The organism is Pseudomonas sp. S12(2018) (assembly GCF_024355235.1).
Classification (GTDB): Bacteria; Pseudomonadota; Gammaproteobacteria; order Pseudomonadales; family Pseudomonadaceae; genus Aquipseudomonas; species Aquipseudomonas palmensis.
Genome location: NZ_QLAD01000006.1, coordinates 229,469 through 230,781 on the forward strand (window position 1 = coordinate 229,469; position 1,313 = coordinate 230,781).

3 protein-coding genes are annotated in these 1,313 nt (G+C 56.6%); 1 reads left to right on the top strand and 2 read right to left on the bottom strand.

Annotated features, from left to right (window positions below; translation table 11 throughout):
• Nucleotides 1-103: 103 nt before the first annotated feature.
• Entirely contained in the window at nt 104-337 is a 234-nt protein-coding gene (locus DN388_RS16145; protein WP_229589100.1) for a PLD nuclease N-terminal domain-containing protein, read from the bottom strand.
• Between the two features lie 128 nt (nt 338-465).
• Nucleotides 466-705 carry a hypothetical protein gene (locus DN388_RS16150; RefSeq protein WP_229589101.1) on the bottom strand — a complete coding sequence of 80 codons (240 nt, stop codon included), beginning with the start codon at nt 703-705 and terminating at the stop codon, nt 466-468.
• Nucleotides 706-817: 112 nt separating this feature from the next.
• On the opposite strand from DN388_RS16150, the gene DN388_RS16155 reads away from it, so the two are divergent.
• A complete protein-coding gene (locus DN388_RS16155; RefSeq protein WP_229589102.1) occupies nt 818-1,222 on the top strand; it encodes a hypothetical protein in 405 nt (134 codons plus the stop codon).
• The last annotated feature ends 91 nt before the right edge of the window (nt 1,223-1,313 follow it).

Consider the following 1,313-nt stretch of genomic DNA (forward strand, 5'->3'; position numbering starts at 1 on the left):
CCGGGTGTTTTGCTTCAACTACAAGGTCGCGGTCAACACCGCCCAAGCGCTGGAAGCTGCCGCCGACCGTAAGTTGGTGGGCAGGCCGGCAACGTGACTACTGTCACCCTTTGCTGTGCTCTGGCGAAGTTGGTCCGGTCCCTGGCTTGATTCCCCTTGGCCCAAACAGCGCCCAGATGATCAATCCCACAACCGGGAAGATCACGATGCCGAGAAACCACATGACCTTAACGCCATCAGTTTTGTCACTGCGAAACACACTGACGATGGCCCATAGGTCGACAAGGATGACGATCACCGCAACGGCGATCCAGAAATAGATAGCGAGGTTGGACATGACTGCTGCTCCCTGTGGGTTGATACAGGGTTAGGCGAGCGGGCCAGCAGGTGGGTTCAATATTTCGATGGGTTGGACTGAAGAGGGCCTCGACGCCACCTGGCTCCCCAAGCGGCGCCGCATAATTTTCAGCTCTGTTGAATGGCTTCGTCAATACTGCGCTTCGAAGCAGCTTTCGCCCTTTCAATTTCGTCGATAACACTCTGAACGTGCGCTTCAGGAATATTGGCGAACTCCACACCGCCAATAATGCCGCCAATGGCGCGATTGCACAGAAAATCAATGTTACAGCCAAGTAATTCTGATGATGCGATCACTGCTATAAGCGCCTGTTCGAGCTGCAGCTCGCGATCAGTTGGCATGCTCATGAGTCTCCGAAAAGTTGATGGAACTCTAAATTTAGTCTGCTTCAAATTAAGTTTCAACTTGCACAAATGTCTCATGCGCTAACTACATGAGACCCAGCAGAAGGAATTGAAGATGGCCGAGAAGAAGACGGGCGCGGCGAAACACTCGGCGGATTACCGCGACAGGAAGAGGGCCGAGGCCGAGCGCCTGGGCATCGAGACGCTGCCTGTAGAGTCGGCGGCCGGGACGCGCGCGGAGCTGACCAAGGCGATGAAGGTTCACGGCTACACCCAGTTGCAGGAGCTGCTGCAGGACCTGCACCGGTCGTTCATTGCTGCTGACCGCCCAGAACAGACGCGACGCTTGAAACGACCTGACGCGCCAGCTTTCAAGGTGTCACCAAAACTAGCGCGACGGTTCGCTGCGGCCACTCGGGCGGAGCTCAGGCGAAACCCTGGCGACGAAATCGAAGCGCCAAAGACCCTCCCGCACGGCGAGCAACAATGCCGCGAAGTGCAAGTGGACATCCTGAACTGAACAACCCAAGCGACCGCATCCGGCCACGGAGGACGGCGCATGCATGGAGATAACTTTCAGCTAGTGCGCGAGATTCATCTGGCCAGAGGCC